Raw genomic sequence first — 17958 nt, 5'->3', positions numbered from 1 at the left:
AATTTCGCCATGAATGTACTAGTCATTGGCAGCGGTGGACGTGAGCATGCGCTTGCGTTCAAAGCCGCACAAAACCCATCTGTAAAAACGGTTTTTGTAGCACCTGGTAACGCAGGTACTGCGCTTGAGCCTAAACTCGAAAACGTAGCTATCGGCGTTGAAGATATCGATGCCTTGGTCGTCTTTGCTAAAGAAAACAATGTGCAATTAACCATTGTTGGCCCTGAAGCGCCACTGGTTATCGGTGTAGTTGACCGTTTCCGTGAAGAAGGCTTAGCTATTTTTGGACCTACTCAAGCGGCAGCGCAGTTGGAAGGTTCGAAGTCGTTTACTAAAGACTTTTTAGCACGTCATGATATTCCAACAGCGGCTTATCAAACGTTTGAAGAGATTGAGCCTGCGCTTGCCTACTTGAAAGCACAAGGGGCACCTATCGTCGTTAAGGCTGATGGGCTTGCTGCTGGTAAAGGGGTCATTGTGGCAATGACCGAAGCGGAAGCGGAAGAAGCAATCCGCGATATGCTTGCGGGTAACGCTTTTGGCGAAGCGGGCAGTCGTGTGGTTATTGAAGAGTTTTTAGAAGGTGAAGAAGCCTCTTTCATCGTCATGGTTGACGGCAAAAATGTACTTCCTTTTGCCACCAGCCAAGATCACAAACGTGCATACGATGGTGATAAAGGCCCAAACACAGGTGGTATGGGTGCATACTCTCCAGCTCCTGTAGTCACGCCAGATATTCATGAACGCATCATGGCTGAAGTGATCAATCCAACGGTTGAAGGTATGGCGAAAGAAGGTCACCCTTATACAGGTTTCCTATACGCTGGTTTGATGATCACAGCGGATGGCACACCAAAAGTTATCGAGTATAACTGCCGCTTTGGCGACCCAGAAACACAACCTATCATGTTACGCCTACAATCTGATTTAGTTGAGCTGATTGAAGCGGCAAACCGTGAAGAGCTTGATCAAACATCGATTGAATTCGATCCACGAGCTGCCGTTGGTGTTGTGCTTGCAGCTAGTGGCTACCCAGGGAGCTACCCTAAGGGTGACGCTATCTCAGGTCTTCAGGTGAACTATCCTGAAGGTGAAAAAGTGTTCCATGCCGGTACTAAGCAAGATGGCGAGCATGTAGTCACCGCTGGTGGTCGAGTATTATGTGCAACGGCCCTTGGCCACACGGTAACTGAAGCGCAAAAACGCGCCTACTCTCTAGTGAAAGACATTCACTGGGATGGCGTAGAGTACCGCACAGATATCGCATATCGCGCAATCGCACGCGAAAGCTAATTCGCGTTCAGTTTTGTAAGGCCAGCTCGATGCTGGCCTTTTTCATTTTTACACACTGCGTTTCTTAGTTTGTAATGGTATCCTACCCTTTTATGAGCATTTTTAGGGGCAAAGATGCAAGTACAAGGTACGCTCAGCAAGTTAAAGTCAGCGCTTGTTGAACCTATTCAATATCAATTACCCGTGGGTGATAACTTAGTATCACTCAATGACTACTTTGGTAAATCCGTCACCCTTACCTTCACCGGCAATATATTTTGCAGTAGCTGTGGTAAAAAAACCAAAAAAAGCTATTCGCAGGGGCACTGCTTCGTGTGTATGAGAAAGCTCGCCAGCTGCGACATGTGTATTATGAAGCCAGAGACCTGTCACTATGATCAAGGTACCTGTCGTGAACCCCAATGGGGCGAACAGAACTGTATGATCCCGCACTATGTGTATTTGGCCAATACCTCAGGCCTTAAAGTTGGGATCACCCGTCATACGCAGATCCCAACGCGTTGGGTAGATCAAGGCGCAACGCAAGCATTGCCGATTTTTAAGGTGCAGACCCGTCACCAGTCAGGATTAGTGGAAGTGGCGCTGGCTCAGTTTATTGCCGATAAGACTAACTGGCGCAATATGCTCAAAGGCATCAATCCTGAAATAGACCTCAAAGCAGAAGCTGCTAAGCTTATTCCCGAGATCCAAGCAAAGCTCGACGAACTTGCTGAACTCTTTGGTGCAACCGCCATTGAAGTGCTGGACGAGGAAGTGGTTGATCTCACTTTCCCTGTAGAGCAGCACCCGAGTAAAATCAGCTCGTTTAACTTTGATAAAGACCCTGTAGTATCAGGCGTGCTTGAAGGGATCAAAGGCCAATACCTTATTTTTGATAATGGCGTGATCAATATCCGTAAGTTTACTTCTTACGAAATCACCTTCTCTGACGAATAAAATGCATGCCAATCGTCTTCTGTAAGTGGCTTACAGAAGACGTAACCTTGGATTGTATGACAACCTAGCTTGCGCAGGTAACGTTTCTGTACAGGCTTTTCTACGCCCTCAGCTACAACTTGCAGGTTTAGCGCCTTAGCCATCGCCACAATTGCCGAAACAATTTCGCTGTTGCCATATTCATCGGGCACTTTAGCAATAAAACTAGCATCTATTTTTAGGATATCGATGGGCAGTTTAGCCAAGTAACTCAGCGCAGAATACCCTGTACCAAAGTCATCAATCGCCAGTTTTACACCCAGCTCCTTGAGTTTTTTCAAGGTGTACTTAGCCTCAAGCAGATTACCGATAAAGCTATTTTCGGTAAGCTCAAGCTCAAGATACTTACCGTCGACGTTATGCTTTTTTAATGCCTGCGCGACACACTGATAAAGGTCGCCTTGAGTGACATGAGACGCCGAGATGTTAATCGCCATGCGCCTAATCTCAACACCTGCGCGTTGCCATTTAGCCAAGTGCTGACAGGCTTTATCTATTACCCACTGATCTAAGCGAATAATAAGTCCAAGTTCCTCTGCAAGTGGAATAAATTGAGCCGGTGAGATCATCCCAAGATTTGGGTCGCGCCATCGCAGCAAACACTCAACACTGGAAATGCGACTGCTGGTTAAGCACTGCAAGGGTTGAAAATGCAGTTCAAACTCATCATTTTCTAAGGCATTCTGAAAACGGCTTAGCATGGATAAACGTTCAAATGAGCGTGCATTCATCGAAGCTTCGAATAACTGAAAGGAGTTGCGCCCTACTTCTTTGGAGCGATACATAGCAACATCGGCGTGTTTAAGCAATGTTTCCGTGTCATGACCATCCTCAGGATAAATAGCAGCCCCCATCGAGGCCGTCGCAGCCACCTGCATATCACCAAGTTGAAATGGACTCGACAATGCCATCAACATTTGGTCGGCAAACTCAATAACCTCCGACATGCCATTCACTTCGCTCAGTAGCACAACAAATTCGTCGCCCCCAAGTCGCGCTAACGTGTCACCTTCGTTTAGAATAGACTTTATCCGCTCGCTAACCTGAACCAATAATTCATCTCCGGCGCTGTGGCCAAGAGAGTCATTCACTTCCTTAAAGCGGTCTAAATCTATAAACATCACACTGAGTTTTTGCTTGTAGCGGTGCGCTGATGCCAATGCCATAGAGAGTCTGTCGTAAAATAAGCGGCGATTAGGCAGCCCAGTCAATTCATCAAAATAGGCTAAGCGAGCAATTTTTTCTTCAGCATTTTTACGCTCCGTAATGTCACTAAAAATGGCCGCGTAAAGCATGTCATCACTGTACGGCTCTCTGATCTCAATAATCGTGAGCCATTCAACATAAATCTCACCGCTCTTTTTACGATTGCAGATCTCGCCCTGCCACACACCTGTTTCTCTGAGCGTTTGCCACATGCTCTGATAATAGCATTCATCATGTAGCCCAGAGCTCAATATGCTTGGGTTTTTCCCTAGTACTTCGTAATCTTTGTAGCCGGTAAGCGCACTAAACGCTGGGTTGATCTGGATTATTTCACCTGAACTTTTGGTGATCATAATACCATCGAGAGAAGCATCAATGATGCGGTTAGCTAAATAAAGATTCTTCTCCGATTTTTGCAGTGCAATATCACGTTGTACTAGGACTTTTTCCAGCTCGCTACAATACGCAGTTTCAATTTCAGTCAAAACATTTTTAAGCGCTAATAGCCCTATCACTTGTTGCGAGTCTGGGGAAGTCACCACCAAATGGCGAATGGAGTTTACCGTCATCAGCCGGTAAGCATCGAATAGACTGTCTTTTGGCGTCATGGAGAGCATCGGATAGCTGGCTAATTGCCAGCAAGGCTGGCGCCAATCAGGGTTGAGAATAATATACGCAATATCGCGCTGAGTAATAATGCCATACTCATTTAATTCACGGTTATACACCAGCACAGCGGTCAGCTTAAGCTCACGCATATTATTGATAACATCAGAGACGCAGTCTTCACTGTCTAAAATCACAATGCTCGAGTCAAAGTGCTGCTCAATTGGTCTAAAATGTAAATAATGGTCGAGCCCTTGGCTGCGCACAATATCGGATAAAGAGACCACACCACAAGGCAGATTATCCGAGTCCACCACGAGTAAGTGACGGATCCCTAGTTGGTGGAACTTGACCGTCGCCTCGCTCAAGGTTTTATCAATTTGAATTTTTTGCACCGGTGTAGTCATCACTTCCCGGATCGGCACCTGAGCAAAATCAGGGTCGTTAAAGTTGAGCTTAACGCAATCCGACTCAGTCCAGATACCAATAATGTCATCGGCACGGGTAATAAAGATCGAGCTCACTCTGCTCGCTCGCATTTGCGCAACCGCATCATATAGACTGGTTTGCTCATCGCAACATAACAAGCTATTGGTAAATACTTCTTTGATCTGTAACTGACGTGAATCACCAACCATAAGCACACTCTCGCAATATTATTCCAATTTGAAGTATACTGGGCGACACTTTTGATAACTTGACCAAGAACAAATTATGGCGATAAAAACCTACCCTTTATTGCTGGTATTAGACCAAAGTATAGAGTTTATCGAAGATGAAAAAGCACTTAGGGATGCAACGCATCTGCTCGATGATGCGTCACTCAAACGGTTAATTCTAGTATACCCAAACGATTGCTGCAGCAACGCACAAGGTGCGCCCGTGCAGTGTATTGATTTGAAATATTTAACCGAATTAGTGCAACAATATCTCGTTGACGAAGGCCAGTGTTGCGTCAGCAAAATCCAACTGAGCAATACTCAGCAGGCTTTTGATTTATTAAGTCTAAGCTAACCGGCTTCAACCAGCGCTTTGATATGTGTCACGGCGCTGCGGCCTAAAGAAGAAAGATCATAGCCCCCTTCTAAGTAGGAAATAATCCCCAAACAGTCCGATGAGTTTGCAAACTCGACTACTTGCTCAGTAAACCATTGATAATCTTGTTCAACAAACTTGAGTCCGCCCATATCATCTTCTAAATGACCATCAAACCCCGCACTGATAAAAATGAGCTGAGGTTTAAATGATCGCAGCTTAGGCAACCATTGCTGCTCCACCAAGGCTTTTAAGTCTGTGCCATCCGCTCCTGCACTCAACGGGGAATTGATTAGCGTTTGATGATTCTCAATCGCGGTATTTGGATAAAAAGGGTGTTGAAACAAAGAGCAAAGTAACACGCTATGATCGTCTTTGAAAATATCTTGTGTGCCATTACCATGATGTACATCGATGTCCAATATAGCTACCCGCTCTACACCCTTCGTCTTGGCATAAGCGGCAGCAATGGCAACATTATTAAAGACACAAAATCCCGATGAAGTGCTTTGATTGGCGTGGTGCCCAGGAGGTCTAACAGAACAAAATGCAGCATCAAGTTTACCAGTAACTACTTCGTCCACCGCCAGTATTCCTGCGCCAACAGCGCGTTCAATCGCTTTCATAGAATCAGGACAAAGCCAAGTATCGCCGTCTAACTCGGTTAACCCTTCATTAGGGATTTTATCCATTACTTCTTTGATCATGGCTTGATCATGAACCAATGCATAGTGTGACGTATCGGCTTTCAGCGCCGTTTTGTGTTCAATGGCGATATCAAGTCCAGACGCTAGCAACCTGTCAGATATCGCATCTAACCTCGCAGGACACTCAGGATGTTCCTCGGTCATTTTATGCTTGCGGCAATATGGATGAGTAATAATTGCAGTATGCATAACGAATATACATCCTATGTTAGTTTGCGACGAGGTTGATTTAAGTAGCTATCCTTTCACTATATCAAAGCCACATAATTGTGGCTTTGATACTTTGGTATATCTTAATGCTGGATTTCTTTCGCCTTTAAATCCAAGTTATGGAAATCGAAACTAAAGTCGGTTATTTCCGGATTAACAAATTCCATCGCAGCAGACTCAACCCGTTGTGATTTACCCATCACAAAATTGATGTAAGCATCTGCTTCAAGTAATGGCTCATCCCAACGTACCACAAAGGTGTTACCGGTTAGGTGCTCAAGTTTCCCCTTTAGGCGCTTCGTGTGCGTAAAATCAATGCGCAGTTCCTTATCGAGCTTTTCCACTACCACATCGCCATACCAAGCGCTATTTAGTGTTCCCGTGTAGTTGTTTAATGGTAAAGCAGGCTGTGGTTTTGCAACTTCGATTATCCCAGCTTTAGCGTATTTATCTTGCTGCGCCTTAAAGTAATCATCGGCGATGATCTGCACCCAGTCTTTATCTTCTAGGCCAAGCGCATCTTCAAACACTTCATTGATAATCGCGGAAAGTGCGGGGTATTTTTGTTGGTTTGATAAGACCACCACACCCAGTTTTTTCTCTGGGATCATCGCAACTTGCGACACCATACCTAAAATCCCACCGCCGTGACCTACCTTTTTATAACCAAAGTAGTCTTCTACCGCCCAGCCAAGGCCGTACCCTCTAAACTGTTGGTGGTATACTTCTGCGGCTTTTGCTGCGGGAATACGCGTAATGTGTGGATGCCACATTTGCACTTGTTGCTCTTGGCTAAATAGCTGCTCGCCAGAAGGTAAGCGACCACCTTCAAGCTGAGTTTGTAACCACTTGGTCATGTCATCCACGTTAGACGCAATGGCACCAGCACCACGGAAATCTTCTAGGTAATTAACAAAGAACGGCGTAAGTTTGCCATCCATCGGAATATGGCCAGTCGCCCAATTACGATTGTTAGCCTGGATCCGAGAGAATCCAGCCTTTGAGTCATCCATATCCAGCTTAGTAAACATTTCCTGCTCAACAAAATCGCGCCAATCTTTGCCACTGACTCGGCTTACGACTTCTCCTGCAACAACAAACATCAAATTGTTATAAGCGTAATGGCTACGGAAACTTGAATCAGGTTTGAGATGTGAAATACCAGCTAGCAATTCTGGCATGGTTTTATCAGTATCAGGCCAGATCATAAGATCGCCTGCCCCAAGGCCCAATCCACTTCGATGACTTAATAAATCTCGGATAGTCATCTCTTGAGTAACATAACTATCGTAAAGCTTAAATTCTGGAATATGTTTAATGACTTTGTCATCCCAACTCAGTTTGCCTTGATCAATTAACATCGCCAGCGCTGCTGCCGTGAAAGCTTTGGTGTTGGATGCAATACCAAACAAGGTATCCGCATTGACCTTAGTTGGCTTATTTAAATGCGTCACCCCGAAGCCCTTGGTCATCACAACCTTACCATCTTCTACAATACCAATTGCCAAACCTGGAATATTAAACTTTGTCATTGCGCTTTTTACCGCAGTTTCAACATCCTGTTGGTTTACTGCCGCGCTTGCCTGTGCACTAAGAAAACTCGCAGCAACTAGGCCTGAGGTTAATAGCCATTGTTTTATTTTCATTATTTTTCCTTGGTTTTTTGCCACAACCAATCATGATGTTACCAGTCAAGCTTTGCGATTTAACTTCGTAATATCACATTGATAGATGGCTAATTCTTGTTGTTGTCTGTCACTATTATTATCTGTAACGTGTGATTGTGCCGAAATAGCCTGTAAATAGCTGGTCGGAAACTGATGCTCCTTTGCCCCGGCCAACACATGATGTACGTACCAATCGAAAGGTAATTGATGTTCCACAAAGGTGTTAGCAATATAGCACCAGGCCTCCACCATACCGCCACCTTGCCTTTCAACAGGCAAACAATGACAGTTGTATCGCTCCCCTTCAATGTCGTCCAAACGCGCTTTTTCTCGCTCATCCAAGGCATACAAAACGCCATAAACATGGCTATTTGCTTCAGTACTCGGCGTAATACTACACTTGGCTGAACCATCGGTGCTCAACATATCAAAAGTCAGCCGATAGCCATGCAATTTCCCCACTCCAAGTAACTTCGCTTGTGGTAAGCGAGCAAGCAAACGTGCAGTCGACATATTTGAACCAAAGCTAAAGTTAATAATGTTTTTGTCACACATTAGATCACCAATCTTACTGCAAGCAGTAACATGATCACACCGATCCCGCGATCAAACCAATGTCCTGCACGACGAAAAAATTGTCTGACCGTTGTTTTTGATAAAACTAAAGATAAAAACGAAAACCAAGCCCACGTAGCCAATGCCATATAAACACCGTAAAACAACTGCACACTGCTTGGTGTGGTTGGCTCAATCACTAGGGTAAAAAGCGATAAGAAAAACAGCGTTGCTTTAGGATTTAAGGCATTGACCAAAAAACCCCGTTTTAACGCAGTCCAATTAGACTCAGTAACAGCATGTGCAGTGATATTTTCTTGCTCTGAATTGGGTTTTGCATATCGCAACGCTTGCACACCAAGGTAAGCAAGGTAAAGCGCGGCTATATATTTTACTGCTGTGAACAAGGTTTCAGATTGAGATAGCAGTAACGCAACTCCCAATAAGCAATAACTGACATGTACTAAAATACCAAGACCAACCCCAAAACTTGTCCAAAGGGCGTTTGCTCTGCCCTGCTGTACACTTTGTTTAAGCACTATCGCAAAATCGGGACCTGGACTTGCGACAGCAAAAAAATGTGCCAGCGCAATTAAAATAAACTCATCAAGATAAACGAGCATGTGCATGCTCCTGTAAGGCCAGTAAATCACCCCGCTCTGAGTTATCCATTAAGGTATTAATTTGCTTTTTCGCCTTTTTATACTGGCTCACAAGGTGTGACTTAAGATGCTTATGACCATCTCTCACCCCTTTAAAATGACATACGAGGGCATGCACAAAAACACTCTGCTGCTCCGTCAGTGCAGCTTTTCGGTTGGCATATTGGTTGTAGCAAGAACCACATCCTCCCCTAAAGTGATATACGGTATTAGACACCATGACCCCAAAGCCAAAAAAGCTCGCCAGCACATCACAAGCAGCGTCTAATTGCGCTTCCCCACCCGGAGGTAACACGCCACGCTGTAAAATTAAAACTTTTGCCATGACACCTGCATAACTGGCAATCAGATCTTGAGGCTGATTTATTTGGTTAGGATTATAAGAAATCAAAATAGGCGCAGCCGATTCAGCGATAACCGCTTGCTCACCGCGCCAACGCCCTGCAATGTTTAGCTTAGTCATGCTGGTCGACGCGAGCATGCGTTCAGGCGCAACCAAAGTGATTGGCCACTGTTGTAACCCCGCGTAGGACTTTACGCGGGAGAAAACCACCGCCGCCATCTCTTCAATACTGGATACCGGCTCTGGAAAACAACTAGGAGTCGGAGTAATAATCTGCGTTTCATTTAAAAAGTACTCGCCATCAAAATGCTCAAATGCCCAGACAAAGGTATCAATTAACCATTGGGTTTCTTCATCGCTAAGCAAAGGTGAGACTTTAAATAAGGACAGCATGCTAATAATTCACTCTTTTCTGGAATAACCCCTGATAAATAGCATAAACTCTGAGCCTAATGCAAAAACATGGAGTTTCACATGCCACACTTTATTCTTGAACACTCAGCTAATTTGCCAATTGAAACCGAGGCGTTAGTATCACAGGTGCAGCAATTTGCCTGTGCATGTGGCTTGTTTGATCCAACTTCCGTCAAAACCCGTGCTGTTGCTTTTGAGCATTTTCAGTTAGGCGATGGCAAACAAGGGTTTATTCACCTGCAGATCCATATGATGGCTGGTAGAACATTAGAGCAAAAACAAATGCTCACGGAAGGTGCTCTGAAGCTTTTGCTCGCAAAGGTCGGGGAGCATTTTGCGCTCAGTGTCCATTGCTATGATTTATTATCCGATATTTATCGCAAAAACTAATTTATTATTCGAGTTATTTAACTATGAAATTTCCATGTAGATTGGAGAAATTTTTGAGCCACGTTGCAGAGATGCCACGCAGCAAGGTCAAAATTAATATTAAAAAAGGTCTCGTTACCGTCAATGGCAATATCGTCAAAAAAGGCGACATCCAAGTCACCCCAGCAGACCACATTACTTTTGATGGCGAACGCCTAGAGTATTTGGGTTTACGCTACTATATGCTAAACAAACCACAAGGTTATGTATGTGCAAATAGTGATGAATTACACCCAACAGTATTCGATTTAATTGAAGAACCTAACTTAAAAGATTTTCATGTTGCAGGTCGACTGGACATCGATACCACGGGTTTAGTACTGCTCACTAACGATGGTGATTGGTCTCATCAAATCACCTCGCCGAAGAAACAAAAGTTTAAAACCTATGTACTAGAAAGTCGCGACGAACTCACTGAAGAAGCGCTAACACAGCTTGAACAAGGCGTTGAACTACATGGTGAGAAACAAGCAACCCTGCCAGCAAAAGCGGAGCTTATTGATAAATTTGCACTACGCTTATCTATTTGCGAAGGAAAGTATCATCAAGTAAAACGCATGCTTGCCGCAGTTGGCAACCAAGTAGTTGAACTTCATAGAGAAAATATTGCAGGGATCGAACTTGATCCAACCCTTGCTGAGGGCGAATACCGCCCATTAACTGATGAAGAAATAAGCATAATTAATGCAAGTTAGTCATCGTCTTTAGGTAGTATGAGTAAATATCATCTCAAAATCGCCTCCTTAGGGCATTAACCTACTTACAACTTCCCCCTAAACATGCTAAATCATGTAGTGAGAGTATTTTTAGGGGGCGATCCTGTGTTTTCTAGTTTCACATTAAAAGCAAAAATAATTACCTTTGCCGCCGCAATATTTGTTTCATTACTTGCCGTTGCCTTTGTAGGTCTTCAAGCTCTGCGCCATGCCAGTGAAAGCGATAATATTGCGCGTATCAACCAATTAATGAAAAGCACCGTTAATATTGTTAAACAGTTTGAGCGCTTTGCAGAGCAAGGGAAACTGACTGAGCAACAAGCAAAAGAGATGGCAATTCAGGTTTTAAGAGAAAATAAATACCATGACTCTGAGTATGTGTATGTTGTTAATGACAAAATGGACTTCGTAGCAACACCGCATGACCCCCAGCTGCATAACACCAGCTTTAATGACTTTGAAGATGCTGACGGCAAAAGCATAGGCAGCATGGTGAAGCGCTTAGTCGGTAACCAATTTGATCGGATCATTACCTACAATTGGACTTCACTGCGAGATGGAGAAGTTGTCGACCTGACTTCAGTGGTACAAAAAACACCAGGGTTTGGCTGGTATGTCGGCACAGGTATTAGCTACAAAGAAGTAAACGATCGTTATTGGGACACCGCAATCTGGTTAGTCGCACTTTCTTTAGCGGTTGCCGTTGCATTGACCACCGCACTTGCGCGGTTTGGACTGTCTTTGAATAACAAACTTGGTGCTGAAATCAATGATGTGCTCGAAATCGTAAAACATGTTTCAAGAGGAAACCTAACTACACCTATCAATACTGCTGACTGCCAAGATTATAGTATTCTCGCAGCCATGGACTATATGCAAGGCGGATTAAAAGGAGTAGTTGAAGGGCTTAAAGAAGCAACTAAGGCGCTACAAAACCAAACATCAGACAGTGAGGTACGCTCAGTAGAACTTGAGAATCTAACTCGTAGTTTAAATGCAGAAACTCAAATGGTGGCTTCAGCAATTACCGAACTCACAGCATCAGCACAAACCGTTGTCGAACATGCGGAGCAAGCTGCGGATTCAGTTCAAGAGGCTGAAAAGCAAGGTAATGCTGCCGACAAACTGACAGCTCAAGCAGCAACTGAAATTGCATTATTAGAGCAACAAATTGACAGCGCTGGTAATAATATTCAAGTACTAGATGAAGAAGTATCTAATATCGCTAATGTACTTACCGTTATCCAATCTATCGCCGAGCAAACCAATTTATTAGCCCTCAATGCTGCAATAGAAGCTGCTCGAGCTGGAGAGCAAGGACGAGGCTTTGCTGTCGTAGCGGACGAGGTCAGACAGCTTGCTCAGCGCACTCAAACCAGTACAGAAGAGATCCGTACCATGATCACTAAACTGCAAAGTGCAACTCAAGATGCGAAGGCTTCTGTAAGCTTGAGCATTGCAACAAGCGAAAAAACGGTGAGTATGTCATCTAAGGCATCTCAAGCGCTTGTACAAGTCGCCGATTCTTTAAAATCTATATCGCAGATGAGTCATCAAATAGCTCAAGCAGCCAAAGAACAGTTGGATGCAGGAGAAGATACAGCCAAACGTGTCGTTGTTATCTCTGACACGGCCTCACAGACGGCAAGTGTGTCTGAAAAAGCACATAAAGCGACTGATACAATTAAATCTTTATCTGGAAATCTAGAGATTGAGATGGCCAAATTCAAAGTGTAACAAGTCAACTTTATTCTTATTTTTCATACAATTAGCCAAGTGTAAATTTATATAAACTGTTAATTGAAAAATTTCTTTAATTTTTCATTCACCTTGTGTTTATTTGGTGTTAAGTTTGTACCCACAGAGAGTTTCAGTTTTAGTAGTCTCAAGAGACTTCTTTGTTTGTTATAATTGCAATAATATATGCAACCTAAAGTTTGAATGCTTGATTGCGTAGAGATCAAGCAAACTTAATAAGGACTATGATAATGCAAAAACTAAATTTGAAAGAATGTAAAAAAGTTTCTGGTGGTGGTATTTGGATGCCAGATGAACCAGCAGCTAACAGTGCTGAAGCTAATGCAAATACCAAATCTAGCAAAGCCAATTAAAGATTATTGTTAGTTATGGAAAGAAAATTCGCACTCGGAGACTTACTACTACCATATGTCTTAGTTGTAGTAGGAGTCTTCATTATACACGATGTTAATTTTCACTTTTTTCTGACGTACACGGCACTTATATCTCTCTGTTTTGGTGTGGGATTACGACTGAAGGATGTGAACATATGTATTCTGTCCATCTTATGCCTGACTCCCTTTGTTCTTGAAACACTCGTGTTTTCAACCGGATTAATTAGCCTATCATCTTCCCCTGAGAATAGATTATTTCAGAATAGTTTGATTTTCGGCATTCACCTAATTATCGAGTTAATAGTGCTCGCCCCACTCACTTACCGGACAGAATTAACCAAAAAACTTTTCCCAAGATATAAAATTAAATACACCTTTGCGGATAATATATTTCCATGGTTGGCTATCTTAGGAGCTTTGTTCACATTCGCTACTATTGTCGAAAATTACCTAAGAAATGGTAAAGGCTATGATGTGACTTTCTTTTTCTACTCTTCCGATATTGCAGGATATATTCTGTACTCAGCAAAATGTGGAATTATGATAGCTTTAACAGCCCTAACATACAAAGAAGAGTACGATTACGCACTCCCAAGCTTGCGCAAGAAACGCTAGTAGTTTTTTGCAAAGTAAGGGTTATTCAATTTGATGCCTTCACCTTCAGGCGGTAACACTAAACGATATTTTTGTTTTAATCGTTTTAATTCACCAGACTCTTTAAGCTTAGCAAGCCCCTCCTCGAGTGCATAAGCAAGTTTTGGCTTGTCTTTATTCACAAAGAAGTAAAAAGCGGTTGAATACTCAAGGTGAAAATCAGGTACGATCATGAGGTTTTCGTTATTTTGTGCGATCAATTCTGAATTTGCCTCAATCACCGAGCGTGGAAAATAATCCGCTTTTTTATCCGCGATTAAATTAAACATGGTTTGATAATCGGAAATAGGCCTGACCTTCAGACCGTTATAACTAAGAATTTTAGTATCGGGCCAATCGTGTCCTTGTACAGCGGTAAAGCGCTTTAATTCATCAAGCGAACGAACCGTTTTTATGGCTGGATAAACATCTTTATGAACAATCAGCACGCGTTTACCAATAAGTCCATCATACAGTGGGACTTTAATGGGAATAGCGATTTGCTCGCGTGCGGGGCTGGTCATAGACCAGTGTAAATCAACCTTACCTCGGCTTAGTGCCATTAACGTACGCTGTTGATGAGGATGGATCTTGATGTGTTCGATTTGAGCTGAGTACTTAGCAGCAGCCAGTGCCTTTTCTAGTAATTCATAAAGATAAAGATCGCGATCGTACAAGGTTCGCGCTTCTTTCGCGACATAGATTAACTCGGGGGATTGCGCTGCAATACAAGCACTTTGAAACACCAGAGCAGAGATAATTACACTCAACTTTAACTTCATCGCACAACCCTCTTTTAGGGGAAACAATACTACAATCAAGAGTATTCTTACGGATTGCTATTACTATTGCGTAATTAAAAATATAGTCAACCTGCATTTTCCAATCGTACAGTCGATACTGTCGGCTTGCGACGGTTACATACAAATAAATAGCTATTACGATAGCGCTTTGCTTCTTTCTTAGCATCCGTTGCTAAAGCTGCAACTTGGTGCGAATTGATACAGTGTTGTAAATCTGGTCTCACTAAACCAATCGATAAAGTGAGTAAAGGTACAAATTGCTTTTGCCCTTCACGATTTGTTGCCCAGTAACCGCCAGCACTAACATGCTCGGGAGTAAAAAAGGCTTTTGATTTAAGCTCAAACTGAGTGATGATCTCATGACACAACACTTCTGCATCATTATTATCGAACACCACCATAAAGTCGTCACCCCCGATATGCCCAACAAAACTTGAGCTCTGTACACATACATCAACTGTCACCTCGGCAAGTAGCTTAATCACGCTATCGCCACTGGCATATCCATATAAATCATTAAACTGTTTAAAATGATTAAGGTCGATATATGCAAGAGAAAAGTCATGATGTGAACGTAACCTTTGCTCTATTGCCTCATTTATCGCGACATTGCCCGGCAACATGGTTAATGGATTGGCATGTTGAGCATGACGAATTTTTTCTTCTGTGATGTGCTTGAGTATGTCTCTCAAGGGCGCTAAGCCAAGATAACGACCATCTCTAGTAATAATGATATGACGTCGAATATCAAATTCATGGTCGGTTATTTGCTTACTCACCGTATCAAGCTCTTGCTGCTCATCCACCACTAACGGCTGTTTATCCATCAACTTAATCACTGATTTCTTATCGAAGAGTGCATGGCCATATGGTGCCGCAAAGACCTCAGTCAGTTGATCTCGGTGTAGCAGCCCAACAGGCTCTCTAGCATCATTAACCACTGCAAGGCTGGTTAGCTTGCGATCTTGTTCAAACAGCCTATGAGCATCGATACATTGCGTACATTCATGGATAGCATTGGCCTCTTTGGCAAGCCAACCGATTGCCATCGACTGCTCAAATTGATTGACACTGGAACGAACTTCCGAATGAAGGGATTTTAACAACGCCAGCTCTGTCGGTGGCTTTCGAGTTGGCTTCGCGAGCAGAAAGCCTTGAGCGTTTACAATACCGAGCTGCTCTATCAGCTTTAGCTCCTCCATCCGCTCAATTCCCTCGGCAATTACTTGAGTGCTAGTGGCTTTAGCAAGCTCGATAATAGACTTTAAAAACTCGCGTTTCACCACACTTTGGTCACAATGGTCGATAAAATATCTGTCGACTTTGACGTAGTCAGGGCATAACTCCGACCACTTTCTGAGACCAGAATAACCAGCTCCCAAATCATCAATCGCAATTTGAAACCCAAGTTCACGATAATGGGTAATTGTAGTTAGTAGCAGATTCGCGTCATCTACTTTGTCTTGCTCAGTCACTTCAATGACGACACGCTTGGGATCGAGCCCATACACTTCTGTAAGATGTCTGGTTTCGCCCTTTGGGTGGCTCGGATCAAGTAACGCTTTTGGACTAACGTTTAAAAATAACTTACCAGGAAGGTTGAGTGAAACGAACTGCTTAATAGCAGCTTCACGACAGATAATCTCCAGCTCTGACAAACGCTCCTGCTTACTCGCGATCGCAAAAAGCTTGTCTGGAGATTCCAACAATGAGCCGGACATGCCACGACTTAATGCTTCAAACCCTAAGATTTGCCGTTTCGCAAGATCGTAGATTGGCTGAAACAGAGTAAATACAGCTTTTTCTTTTATTATTGTATTAAGTACTAACGTGCGCGAAGGATCCACAGCATTAAACTCACTGTAAAAGTATAATCGCGCACGGTAGCAACAGAGTATGACAGATATATGTCAATCGGGTGAAATGTACCCAATTTGCAATTGAATGATTTTCAACCGCTTACTTTAGCGCCCGCTCTACCTGATCAAAGTGTGCAATCACTTCCACAATTTCCATCTCTGCGCTCTTATAGTCTTCAGCGCCACTAAACCCTTTCATCGCAATCGCTTGAACCGTTGCTGGATGCACTAATAAATCTTTTGCATGGTAGCAAACAGGGTCATCAAACTTGGGTAATTTACCATCTGCGTGATAGCCCGTTTCGATCTCTTCAAGTGGTAAAGTAGGAATGATATCCGCAGCCTTATCCAAGGCATCTAGATAAGTCTGGCACTGAGGGTACTTAGCCACAAACTCATTTAGCAAAGTTCTAGAGAGAGCCACAAGATCGGCGGATTGTGTTTCAAGTGCTGCAGCATCTTTCTCGATACGAATATCTGCAAGTAAGGCCTCTGCTTGAACTTTGTATTGTGCTAAAGATGAGGTTGCTTCTGTAGTTACAGATCCGGTTTGTTGCTCAAGCTCAGGTTGCTTAGAACATGCGGTCATTAATGTCAGTGCACCAACCGCCATCGCAAATTTGTACATAAGTATCTCCTTTATTGATAACGATTATCATTATATAGTAATGTAATATTTTAGAAACAATAAAATGACGTTTTACAGGCAACAAAAAAGCGGCCAAAAAGCCGCTTTCGATTATTACATCAAATTCCATGATTAAGGCATAGCGTCTAGGTCTGCACCTTCTTTTTCAACTTCTACCGGGATCAAATCTTCTTTGCTAACGCCCATTGCTACTGCAACTGAGCTCGCTACATAAACAGAAGAATATGTACCGATAAACACACCAAACAGCAAGGCCGTAGCAAAACCATGAATGGTTTGACCACCCCATACGAATAGCGCAATCAAAACGAGAATAGTCGTGATTGAGGTCACTAATGTACGATTAAGCGTTTGTGTCAGTGAAATGTTGATGATCTCTAAGGTGTCATCAATACGTACTTTACGAAAGTTTTCACGAATACGGTCAGACACAACAATAGTATCGTTGAGTGAGTAACCTATTACCGCCAATATTGCCGCCAAAATCGTTAAATCAAATTCCAGACCTAAGATTGAGAACAGACCCATTGTCAGTACAACATCGTGGAAAAGTGCAAATACAGCACCTACTGCAAAGCGCCATTCAAAACGAAAAGCAACGTAAATCAAGATACAGATAAGCGCGGTTAGCATCGCCAAGCCACCCTGCTCTTTGAGATCTTCACCAACACTTGGACCTACGAATTCAATGCGGCGCATCACCACACTTTCATCCGCTTGTTTCAGCGCGGAGATGAGTTGGTTACCTAATACTTCAGCTTTCACGTCGTCCCCACGAGGGGCGAGTCGTACTAATACCTCTTGGCTTGAACCAAAAAGTTGCACAGAGGCATCGGCAAAACCGCTCTCGGCTAATACACTACGTACCTTTGCTAAGTCTGCTGGCTGTGAAAATCCAACTTCAACTGCCGTACCACCGGTAAAATCCAAACCAAAGTTTAGTCCTTTCACCATAAATGAGCCGATTGAAGCCAAGATCAACAATGCAGAGAAAGCCATTGAAAGCTTTCTTGCCGACATAAAACGGATAGTGCCTTTTAAGTTTAATAATTGCATGTCCGTCT

The 17958-nt window shown here is 43.3% G+C and carries 18 protein-coding genes; 8 read left to right on the top strand and 10 right to left on the bottom strand.

Annotated features, from left to right (window positions below; genetic code table 11):
- The first annotated feature begins 9 nt into the window (after window positions 1-9).
- On the top strand, window positions 10-1293 hold the full coding sequence (gene purD, locus DS891_RS18880; protein WP_010607185.1) for a phosphoribosylamine--glycine ligase: 1284 nt from the start codon (window positions 10-12) through the stop codon (window positions 1291-1293).
- A gap of 114 nt (window positions 1294-1407) precedes the next feature.
- Entirely contained in the window at window positions 1408-2229 is an 822-nt protein-coding gene (locus DS891_RS18875; RefSeq protein ID WP_174170609.1) for a DUF2797 domain-containing protein, read from the top strand.
- On the opposite strand, the gene DS891_RS18870 is transcribed toward DS891_RS18875, so the two are convergent.
- Window positions 2202-4718, bottom strand: coding sequence for an EAL domain-containing protein (locus tag DS891_RS18870; protein WP_174170608.1), 2517 nt, complete (start codon window positions 4716-4718; stop codon window positions 2202-2204). The two genes, DS891_RS18875 and DS891_RS18870, sit on opposite strands and share 28 nt — an antisense overlap.
- Before the next feature lie 76 nt (window positions 4719-4794).
- Between DS891_RS18870 and DS891_RS18865 the strand changes: the two genes are divergently transcribed.
- Entirely contained in the window at window positions 4795-5094 is a 300-nt protein-coding gene (locus DS891_RS18865) for a DUF4144 family protein (protein WP_010607182.1), read from the top strand.
- Here DS891_RS18865 and DS891_RS18860 read toward each other — a convergent pair.
- The 5 genes from DS891_RS18860 to DS891_RS18840 form a co-directional block, all read right to left on the bottom strand.
- Window positions 5091-6011 carry a histone deacetylase family protein gene (locus DS891_RS18860; protein WP_174170607.1) on the bottom strand — a complete coding sequence of 307 codons (921 nt, stop codon included), beginning with the start codon at window positions 6009-6011 and terminating at the stop codon, window positions 5091-5093. The genes DS891_RS18865 and DS891_RS18860 overlap by 4 nt on opposite strands.
- Before the next feature lie 104 nt (window positions 6012-6115).
- The gene (locus DS891_RS18855; protein ID WP_174170606.1) at window positions 6116-7678 is read right to left on the bottom strand and encodes a serine hydrolase; all 1563 of its coding nucleotides are present in this window, start codon (window positions 7676-7678) and stop codon (window positions 6116-6118) included.
- Between the two features lie 45 nt (window positions 7679-7723).
- Window positions 7724-8254: a gamma-glutamylcyclotransferase family protein gene (locus DS891_RS18850; protein WP_102057558.1), complete on the bottom strand. Its 531-nt coding sequence runs from the start codon at window positions 8252-8254 to the stop codon at window positions 7724-7726.
- A complete protein-coding gene (locus DS891_RS18845; protein WP_010607178.1) occupies window positions 8254-8877 on the bottom strand; it encodes a LysE family transporter in 624 nt (207 codons plus the stop codon). The genes DS891_RS18850 and DS891_RS18845 overlap by 1 nt, the downstream gene beginning before the upstream one ends.
- Window positions 8861-9652 (bottom strand): hypothetical protein, encoded by a 792-nt coding sequence (locus DS891_RS18840; RefSeq protein ID WP_102057559.1) that lies wholly within the window; start codon window positions 9650-9652, stop codon window positions 8861-8863. Before DS891_RS18840 ends, DS891_RS18845 begins: the two co-directional genes overlap by 17 nt.
- Before the next feature lie 81 nt (window positions 9653-9733).
- On the opposite strand from DS891_RS18840, the gene DS891_RS18835 reads away from it, so the two are divergent.
- The 5 genes from DS891_RS18835 (at window position 9734) to DS891_RS24600 (ending at window position 13565) form a co-directional block, all read left to right on the top strand.
- Complete coding sequence (locus tag DS891_RS18835) at window positions 9734-10063, top strand: 5-carboxymethyl-2-hydroxymuconate Delta-isomerase (RefSeq protein WP_102057560.1); 330 nt, start codon at window positions 9734-9736, stop codon at window positions 10061-10063.
- A gap of 23 nt (window positions 10064-10086) precedes the next feature.
- Complete coding sequence (gene rsuA / locus DS891_RS18830) at window positions 10087-10797, top strand: 16S rRNA pseudouridine(516) synthase RsuA (protein WP_174170605.1); 711 nt, start codon at window positions 10087-10089, stop codon at window positions 10795-10797.
- A 126-nt stretch (window positions 10798-10923) separates the two neighbouring features.
- Window positions 10924-12555, top strand: coding sequence for a methyl-accepting chemotaxis protein (locus tag DS891_RS18825; RefSeq protein ID WP_174170604.1), 1632 nt, complete (start codon window positions 10924-10926; stop codon window positions 12553-12555).
- A 251-nt stretch (window positions 12556-12806) separates the two neighbouring features.
- Complete coding sequence (locus DS891_RS24745; RefSeq protein ID WP_264484056.1) at window positions 12807-12929, top strand: hypothetical protein; 123 nt, start codon at window positions 12807-12809, stop codon at window positions 12927-12929.
- Window positions 12930-13253: 324 nt separating this feature from the next.
- Complete coding sequence (locus DS891_RS24600; RefSeq protein WP_227386835.1) at window positions 13254-13565, top strand: hypothetical protein; 312 nt, start codon at window positions 13254-13256, stop codon at window positions 13563-13565.
- On the opposite strand, the gene DS891_RS18815 is transcribed toward DS891_RS24600, so the two are convergent.
- From DS891_RS18815 to secF, 4 genes are all read right to left on the bottom strand, one after another.
- Entirely contained in the window at window positions 13562-14365 is an 804-nt protein-coding gene (locus DS891_RS18815; RefSeq protein ID WP_010607172.1) for an ABC transporter substrate-binding protein, read from the bottom strand. The two genes, DS891_RS24600 and DS891_RS18815, sit on opposite strands and share 4 nt — an antisense overlap.
- An 86-nt stretch (window positions 14366-14451) precedes the next feature.
- Entirely contained in the window at window positions 14452-16233 is a 1782-nt protein-coding gene (locus tag DS891_RS18810) for a bifunctional diguanylate cyclase/phosphodiesterase (protein WP_010607171.1), read from the bottom strand.
- Between the two features lie 112 nt (window positions 16234-16345).
- On the bottom strand, window positions 16346-16873 hold the full coding sequence (locus tag DS891_RS18805) for a hypothetical protein (protein WP_174170603.1): 528 nt from the start codon (window positions 16871-16873) through the stop codon (window positions 16346-16348).
- A gap of 132 nt (window positions 16874-17005) precedes the next feature.
- Window positions 17006-17950, bottom strand: coding sequence for a protein translocase subunit SecF (gene secF / locus DS891_RS18800; protein ID WP_010607169.1), 945 nt, complete (start codon window positions 17948-17950; stop codon window positions 17006-17008).
- Between the last annotated feature and the right edge of the window lie 8 nt (window positions 17951-17958).

This window comes from Pseudoalteromonas sp. JC28, from assembly GCF_013319255.1.
GTDB lineage: Bacteria > Pseudomonadota > Gammaproteobacteria > Enterobacterales > Alteromonadaceae > Pseudoalteromonas.
Note: the sequence above shows the minus strand (reverse complement) of the source record. Positions and strands in the feature narration are given on the sequence as shown.

What these genes read in the sequence shown, in the direction of transcription:
- DS891_RS18865 (WP_010607182.1), top strand. Translation starts at nt 4,795, where the DNA reads ATGGCGATAAAAACCTACCCTTTATTGCTGGTATTAGACCAAAGTATA.
- purD (WP_010607185.1), top strand. Translation starts at nt 10, where the DNA reads ATGAATGTACTAGTCATTGGCAGCGGTGGACGTGAGCATGCGCTTGCG.
- DS891_RS18815 (WP_010607172.1), bottom strand. Translation starts at nt 14,365, where the DNA reads ATGAAGTTAAAGTTGAGTGTAATTATCTCTGCTCTGGTGTTTCAAAGT.
- rsuA (WP_174170605.1), top strand. Translation starts at nt 10,087, where the DNA reads ATGAAATTTCCATGTAGATTGGAGAAATTTTTGAGCCACGTTGCAGAG.
- DS891_RS24745 (WP_264484056.1), top strand. Translation starts at nt 12,807, where the DNA reads ATGCAAAAACTAAATTTGAAAGAATGTAAAAAAGTTTCTGGTGGTGGT.
- DS891_RS18860 (WP_174170607.1), bottom strand. Translation starts at nt 6,011, where the DNA reads ATGCATACTGCAATTATTACTCATCCATATTGCCGCAAGCATAAAATG.
- DS891_RS18840 (WP_102057559.1), bottom strand. Translation starts at nt 9,652, where the DNA reads ATGCTGTCCTTATTTAAAGTCTCACCTTTGCTTAGCGATGAAGAAACC.
- secF (WP_010607169.1), bottom strand. Translation starts at nt 17,950, where the DNA reads ATGCAATTATTAAACTTAAAAGGCACTATCCGTTTTATGTCGGCAAGA.
- DS891_RS18875 (WP_174170609.1), top strand. Translation starts at nt 1,408, where the DNA reads ATGCAAGTACAAGGTACGCTCAGCAAGTTAAAGTCAGCGCTTGTTGAA.
- DS891_RS18845 (WP_010607178.1), bottom strand. Translation starts at nt 8,877, where the DNA reads ATGCTCGTTTATCTTGATGAGTTTATTTTAATTGCGCTGGCACATTTT.
- DS891_RS18855 (WP_174170606.1), bottom strand. Translation starts at nt 7,678, where the DNA reads ATGAAAATAAAACAATGGCTATTAACCTCAGGCCTAGTTGCTGCGAGT.
- DS891_RS18850 (WP_102057558.1), bottom strand. Translation starts at nt 8,254, where the DNA reads ATGTGTGACAAAAACATTATTAACTTTAGCTTTGGTTCAAATATGTCG.
- DS891_RS18805 (WP_174170603.1), bottom strand. Translation starts at nt 16,873, where the DNA reads ATGTACAAATTTGCGATGGCGGTTGGTGCACTGACATTAATGACCGCA.
- DS891_RS18870 (WP_174170608.1), bottom strand. Translation starts at nt 4,718, where the DNA reads ATGGTTGGTGATTCACGTCAGTTACAGATCAAAGAAGTATTTACCAAT.
- DS891_RS18835 (WP_102057560.1), top strand. Translation starts at nt 9,734, where the DNA reads ATGCCACACTTTATTCTTGAACACTCAGCTAATTTGCCAATTGAAACC.